At 31.0% G+C, this 6387-nt stretch carries 9 protein-coding genes; 6 read left to right on the top strand and 3 right to left on the bottom strand.

The window, feature by feature from the left end; translation table 11 throughout:
* The 3 genes from B0A81_RS21995 to B0A81_RS16090 form a co-directional block, all read right to left on the bottom strand.
* Positions 1–148 (bottom strand): DUF3037 domain-containing protein (locus B0A81_RS21995; protein WP_123922198.1); only part of this gene is annotated, 148 nt, incomplete at its 3' end.
* On the bottom strand, positions 145–933 hold the full coding sequence (locus tag B0A81_RS16095; protein WP_089058963.1) for a HipA family kinase: 789 nt from the start codon (positions 931–933) through the stop codon (positions 145–147). The genes B0A81_RS21995 and B0A81_RS16095, both read right to left, overlap by 4 nt.
* Positions 934–1052: 119 nt before the next feature.
* A complete protein-coding gene (locus tag B0A81_RS16090) occupies positions 1053–2405 on the bottom strand; it encodes a serine hydrolase domain-containing protein (protein ID WP_089058962.1) in 1353 nt (450 codons plus the stop codon).
* Positions 2406–2624: 219 nt separating this feature from the next.
* On the opposite strand from B0A81_RS16090, the gene B0A81_RS16085 reads away from it, so the two are divergent.
* The 6 genes from B0A81_RS16085 to B0A81_RS16060 all read left to right on the top strand — a co-directional run bounded on the left by B0A81_RS16085 (position 2625) and on the right by B0A81_RS16060 (position 6335).
* Positions 2625–3839, top strand: coding sequence for an aminotransferase class V-fold PLP-dependent enzyme (locus tag B0A81_RS16085; protein WP_089058961.1), 1215 nt, complete (start codon positions 2625–2627; stop codon positions 3837–3839).
* Between the two features lie 11 nt (positions 3840–3850).
* On the top strand, positions 3851–4276 hold the full coding sequence (locus B0A81_RS16080; RefSeq protein WP_089058960.1) for a protein kinase family protein: 426 nt from the start codon (positions 3851–3853) through the stop codon (positions 4274–4276).
* A gap of 2 nt (positions 4277–4278) precedes the next feature.
* Positions 4279–4704: a SufE family protein gene (locus B0A81_RS16075; protein ID WP_089058959.1), complete on the top strand. Its 426-nt coding sequence runs from the start codon at positions 4279–4281 to the stop codon at positions 4702–4704.
* Positions 4705–4886: 182 nt separating this feature from the next.
* On the top strand, positions 4887–5297 hold the full coding sequence (locus tag B0A81_RS16070; protein WP_089058958.1) for a GxxExxY protein: 411 nt from the start codon (positions 4887–4889) through the stop codon (positions 5295–5297).
* 123 nt (positions 5298–5420) lie between these two features.
* The gene (locus B0A81_RS16065) at positions 5421–5744 is read left to right on the top strand and encodes an SUF system Fe-S cluster assembly protein (RefSeq protein WP_089058970.1); all 324 of its coding nucleotides are present in this window, start codon (positions 5421–5423) and stop codon (positions 5742–5744) included.
* An 81-nt stretch (positions 5745–5825) separates the two neighbouring features.
* The gene (locus tag B0A81_RS16060; protein ID WP_089058957.1) at positions 5826–6335 is read left to right on the top strand and encodes a DUF2480 family protein; all 510 of its coding nucleotides are present in this window, start codon (positions 5826–5828) and stop codon (positions 6333–6335) included.
* Positions 6336–6387: the final 52 nt, after the last annotated feature.

Genomic DNA, 6387 nt, shown 5'->3' with positions numbered 1-6387 from the left:
ATTTTATTCTACTTAAATTTTTAGAGTAAGTAAACGAAAATTTTTTGGTATTACTAAAAAACACAAGAATACCAATATTTATGCTTTCCTCGAGAAAAACATTATGTTTATATTTAAGTATGCAGTATTTATAGAAATCATTTTTCATCTTATTATTCCAATTAAATGGTTACTAATAAATGTACTATTGTTTTTTATCCAATTAAGATACGAAAATATTTTATCTCTATCGCCATATTTTACGTCAAACCGATCTAAGTCATCAAAAATTAAATTAAATCTCTTAACATTTACAGTTTTTAACAATTCGAAAAACTCAGCAAAAAGATTATTTTTATTTTTCAATTCCTTTAAATGTCTTATCAAAATATGCCTTTGATACTGATAATTTCTTAAGTAATTAAAAAAATTAGGATCTTCACTTGAATTATTTATAAACGGAATAGTTAATTCATGATCAATAAGCAAAATGCTGGAATCATTAATTAATAAATTAGGTTTATCTCGATATCCACCTCTATCTGTATTAATAATTATATTATCAAATGCAAACAGATTTTCAATATCATAATCTTTTATAAAAGACAAAGATACTAAAGGATTAAAAATTAAATATTGTCCATGATATTTACTGCAAAATTTGTACCCATCATCAATTTTATCTAAAAAATCTTTATCATAAAAATCAACCAACAAAGAATGATCAATTTTAATTAAAGCATATTCTGGAGATTCTAGATTGAATTCTTTACATAATTCACTTATAAAAATTTCTTTTGCAACAGTGTAATTTTGCTCAATGTAGTCTTTTTTAAAAACCTTCATCACGTACTGTGCTACAATCTTATCTTCGCCAATAGCTGTTATTAATAATGGTTTAGAACTTCCTCCTTCGAGAACTGCATCAATACTTATAATTTTCAACTCCTGCATTCTTTTTTTATTTTCAAATTTTGATATATTATTTTCTAATCCAGAAGTATAAAAAATAGTTTTTTAAACAGCTAATATATAAATTATTATGTCAATCTAGACAAATAGGAAATATCATTCTAATTATTCTTCACACTCTCAATTATCCCCTTCAAAAACCCATTAAAATCAAATCCCGGCTCCTCTTCCTTTACTCCCATTCTCACGATAACCATATCCAAACACGGAATAATCGCCACCATTTGCCCTTGATATCCACTGCAATAAAACATATCACGAGGAACGTCTGGAAATTTTCCTCCGGCGTTTAGCCAAAATTGAGCTCCATATTTTCCTTCAGAAGTATTGGTTGGTGTAGCTGTGTATTTTACCCAGCTTTCATCCAAAATTTGTTCTCCATTCCAGTTTCCTTTATGAAGGTACAACAATCCAAATTTTGACCAGTCTCTTGGCGTTGCCCATCCGTAAGACGAACCTACAAAAGTTCCCGACATATCTTGCTCTACAATCATCGAGTTCATTCCGATTTTGTCGATTACGGCGCTGTACCAAAAATCAAGATATTCTTGCTGCGTTTTAAATTGGCTTCTTAAAATTCGAGATAATAAATTGGTTGTTCCTGATGAATAATACCAATGTGTGTTTGGTTTAAATTTAGCTGGTTTATCCATTTGTACTTTTCCCATATCTTCAGACTGGAAAAGCATTTGTGTGGCATCGCAGATTGTGCTGTAATTCTCTTCCCATTCTAAACCAGAATTCATATGAAGCAAATCATTTACTGTAATATTTTTGCGTTCGTCATTTTGCCATTCTTTGATTGGTGCTGGTTTGTAAATATCAATTTTTCCTTGTTTAGCCAAAACTCCAAAAGCCGAACTTGTGATACTTTTTGTCATCGACCAGCCTAAAATTTTACTGTCTTTATTAAAACCTGTATCGTATTTTTCGGCAATTAATTTGTCTTTATATAAAACAACAACGGCACGTGTTCTTTTCTTTTTTCCGCCATCTTTATCAAAAGAATCGTCAACCGCTTTTTTTAATTTTAAATAATCAACATTCGCGAAAGCAGAATCTTTTGGTTCATTATTTCCGTACGGAAAAGGAAGATTATTAACTAATTTTGTTCTTTTAGGAAGTAAATACGGTTTCGAAATATCAAAATCATCATTGATTAATAAAGCTCCCAAACCTTCTCTGTAAATTGCTTTTCTTTCTTTCAGTCCATAAACAGATGAAACTGCAAATTTTCCAGCATCATCTATTGAATTTTTAGCCAAATCAATCATATCGATATCATTGTCTGTTTTTTCAATTAAATCCAATGGACGGTTATCGATAAAATGTCCTGACGCGACACTTTTGGCCGAGAAACCAGAAATCAAATCAAGTTTCGGATAAGTTGTAAATCCGAAATACAAAAATGCAAGAACCAAAACAAGCAGAAATACTTTAAGAAACTTTTTCATGACTATTTAGATATTTTTATGCAATATAAATAATTTATGTTCACGATTTTAGAACTCAATTTACAAATATGTTTCGGATAATTCAGAAAACTGAATTGATTTTTAAGGAATCAGCATTTAAGCCTTCTAACAATGGCGCTATAAAAGGAAATTATAGAATTGCCGTATAAAACAATTTTGTTTTAGTACTTTTGTAAATAGATTTTTTCTAAATAAGACATGCTAGATATTCAAAAAATAAGAGCTGATTTTCCGATACTTTCACAAAAAGTAAACGGAAAACCTTTAGTATATTTCGACAACGGAGCTACTTCGCAAAAACCACAAATCGTGATTGATGCCGAAGTAAAATATTATCAGGAAATTAATGCCAATATTCACCGTGGCGTTCACACTTTAAGCCAATTAGCTACTGATGCTTACGAGATTTCTCGTGGTAAAGTAAAAGACCATATAAATGCAAAACACGCTCACGAAGTACTTTTTACTTCGGGAACTACGCACGGAATTAACTTAGTTACAAATGGTTTTGCTTCAATCTTGAAATCAGGCGACGAAGTAATTGTTTCTTCACTAGAGCATCATAGTAATATTGTGCCTTGGCAAATGTTATGTGAAAAAACTGGAGCTGTTTTGAAAGTAATTCCGATGAATGAAAATGGAGAATTAATCATCGAAGAATTTGATGCTTTGCTTTCAGAAAAAACAAAAGTGGTTACTGTAAATCATATTTCGAACGCACTGGGAATCATTAATCCAATTAAGTATATTATTGATAAGGCACATGCTGTTGGCGCTGCCGTTTTAATTGACGGTGCTCAGGCTGTTCCACATTTAAAACCAGATGTTCAGGAATTAGATTGTGATTTTTATGCTTTTTCAGGACATAAAATGTGTGGTCCAACTGGAACAGGAATTTTATATGGAAAAGAAGAATGGTTAAATAAACTTCCTCCTTATCAAGGCGGCGGCGAGATGATCAAAGAAGTTACTTTCGAGAAAACTACTTATGCTGATCTTCCACATAAATTTGAAGCCGGAACTCCAAATATTGCTGGCGGAATTGTTTTAGGAACTGCTATTGATTATTTAAATAACATAGGTTTCGAAAATATTCAGGAATATGAACACGAACTTTTAGAATATGCTACAAAGCGCTTATCTGAAATTGAAGGTTTAAAAATCTACGGAACTGGAAAAAATAAAGCTTCTGTGGTTTCATTTAATATTGATGGAATTCACCCGTATGATATTGGTTCTATTATCGACAAATTAGGAATTGCGGTTAGAACTGGACATCACTGTGCACAACCTATTATGAATTTCTTCTGCATTCCGGGAACGATTCGTGCTTCTTTTTCTTTTTATAATACCAAAGAAGAAATTGATCTAATGGTGGATGCAGTTAAGAAAGCCCAAACAATGCTGAGCTAAAAACCTTTTGTATGAGAATATTATCTTTATTACTCTTAACCCTTTTTATTGGAACAAGCTGCTCCAGTCAAAAAAATGCAGATATGACCAAAACGCAATTAGAGTATACTGCTGTTTCAAGAGGAATTTACAAAAAGATAATTGTTCAAAATAAAACAGCAACAGTTACTAACGGCAGAAATGCGGAAGCTGCAGAAATAAAAATTGATGATGCAAAATGGAAACAAATTGCAGCTGAATTTTCGAAAATAAATTTAGAAAATATTCCGAATTTGAAAGCTCCAACAGAAAAACGTTTTTATGACGGCGCTGCAATTGGAAATTTAAAAATAACTCAAAATCAAAAAACCTACGAAACAAAAGGTTTCGACAATGGTTTTCCGCCAAAGGAAATAGAAAAACTGGTTAATTTACTAGTCGATTTTGCTAAAGAATAATTATGACAATAAAAGAAATTCAAAACGAAATAATAGACGAATTTTCAATGTTTGACGACTGGATGCAGCGTTATGAATACATCATCGAACTAGGAAAAAGTCTTCCATTAATTAAAGAAGAATACAAAACCGATGAGAATTTAATCAAAGGCTGTCAATCTAAAGTTTGGCTTCAAGGCGAACAAAAAGATGATAAAATTGTTTTTACTGCTGATAGTGATGCTATTTTGACAAAAGGAATAATCGCAATTTTAATTCGTGCTTTCTCCAATCAAAAAGCAGAAGACATTATAAATGCTGACACTGATTTTATTGATGAAATTGGTTTAAAAGAACATTTATCTGCAACACGCGCCAACGGTTTGGTTTCGATGATCAAAAACATCAAAATGTACGCTTTGGCTTTTGACGCAAAAAACAAGAACTAGAGATTTTAAACCATATAAGTGATGTAAGAAAATTTAAGTTTTGTAGCTTAAATTAAGAGCGTCGATAAGTATAAAAAATGTACTCATTCTATTAAATGAACTTATATAACTTATATGGTAGAAAATAATTATTGTAAGTTTTGTCTTTCTTTTTTATTTCTTATTATTGCTAAAAAAGGCAGATGATTACAAAGAAATATTTGACGGATTTAATCTATCAAGTTAATGGAGCAGCGATTGAGGTTCATAAAAGTATTGGAGCGGGACTTTTAGAAAGTATTTACCATCAATGCATGATTAAAGAATTATCCTTACGAGGAATTAATTTTAAATCTGAATTGGTAATTCCAGTCGAATATAAAGGTTTAAAATTAGAATCAGATTTGAGATGTGATTTATTTATTGAAAATTGTTTAGTTCTTGAACTAAAATCAGTCGATCAAATTATACCGATTCATGTTGCAAAACTAATGTCTTATATGAAGCTTTTAAACTCGCCAATTGGGCTAATGATAAATTTTAATGTTACAAATATTTACCACGAATGTCAAAAAACATACGTCAACGAGTTATATCGCTGGCTAGAAGATTAAAAAACAAAATTAAATTTAAACTATAAAAGTAATATAAGAAATTATAAGCCTGCTGTTATACACACAGCAAACACAATGTTTAAATGAACTTATATAACTTATATGGCTGAAAAAACAAAAACAATGAGCCAAGAAATAGACACAAACGAATTAGGAGAATCGATCGTAAAAGTTTTAAAAGGAATTTACGATCCTGAGATTCCTGTAGATATTTATGAATTAGGATTAATTTACGATGTAATGGTAAATACAGATTACGAAGTAAAAATCCTAATGACATTAACTTCTCCAAACTGCCCAGTTGCAGAAAGTTTACCAAGAGAAGTTGAAGAAAAAGTAAAAACAATCGAAAACATCAAAGATGTAGAAGTTGAAATTACTTTTGATCCGCCTTGGAGTAAAGATTTAATGAGCGAAGAAGCGAAATTAGAATTAGGAATGCTTTAATATTTGTTTCAGGTTTAAAGTTTCAAGTTTCAGGTTACGCAACTTGAAACTTGAAACCTCAAACTCGAAACCATTTTTCATATGGAAGAAATCATCAATAAAGTTGTCAATAGTGCTTTAGAAGTTTTTGATTTAGAGGATTATTATCCAAAAGGAATTCGTACGCAAATTGACATTTCACAATGGCTTTTGGAGGGATTTTTATTGAAAGAAAAAGACTTTAGGGAACATCTTAAAAATCACGATTGGTCGCAATACCAAGACCAATATGTTGCTGTAAATTGTAGTACAGATGCTATTGTTCCAGCTTGGGCATTGATTTTAGTAAGTGTTCATTTGGCGCCTTATGCCCAAAAAATAGTCAATGGAACTATCGAAGATTTAGACGCTAGTTTATACGAAGAGATCTTAAGTAAAATTGATTATTCAGCCTACAAAAGCAAACCTGTAATTGTAAAAGGCTGCTCAAGAAAACCAGTTCCAATGCGTGCTTATATTTTGGCCGCGACTTATTTACAGCCATTTGCAAGGAGTATAATGTATGGCGAAGCTTGTTCGGCAGTACCACTATACAAAGAATCTAAGAAATAACCTGCTTTTACGATCGATTAAGTCCTGTACTTTTAACAGTTTTTTAGTATAT

Origin of the sequence: Flavobacterium plurextorum, from assembly GCF_002217395.1 — a bacterium.
In the GTDB taxonomy this organism is placed as follows: domain Bacteria; phylum Bacteroidota; class Bacteroidia; order Flavobacteriales; family Flavobacteriaceae; genus Flavobacterium; species Flavobacterium plurextorum.
This window is presented reverse-complemented; position numbering and strand designations above follow the sequence as displayed.

Coding starts and splice junctions, on each gene's coding strand:
- B0A81_RS16095 (WP_089058963.1), bottom strand. CDS start 933: ATGCAGGAGTTGAAAATTATAAGTATTGATGCAGTTCTCGAAGGAGGA.
- B0A81_RS16090 (WP_089058962.1), bottom strand. CDS start 2,405: ATGAAAAAGTTTCTTAAAGTATTTCTGCTTGTTTTGGTTCTTGCATTT.
- B0A81_RS16085 (WP_089058961.1), top strand. CDS start 2,625: ATGCTAGATATTCAAAAAATAAGAGCTGATTTTCCGATACTTTCACAA.
- B0A81_RS16080 (WP_089058960.1), top strand. CDS start 3,851: ATGAGAATATTATCTTTATTACTCTTAACCCTTTTTATTGGAACAAGC.
- B0A81_RS16075 (WP_089058959.1), top strand. CDS start 4,279: ATGACAATAAAAGAAATTCAAAACGAAATAATAGACGAATTTTCAATG.
- B0A81_RS16070 (WP_089058958.1), top strand. CDS start 4,887: ATGATTACAAAGAAATATTTGACGGATTTAATCTATCAAGTTAATGGA.
- B0A81_RS16065 (WP_089058970.1), top strand. CDS start 5,421: ATGAGCCAAGAAATAGACACAAACGAATTAGGAGAATCGATCGTAAAA.
- B0A81_RS16060 (WP_089058957.1), top strand. CDS start 5,826: ATGGAAGAAATCATCAATAAAGTTGTCAATAGTGCTTTAGAAGTTTTT.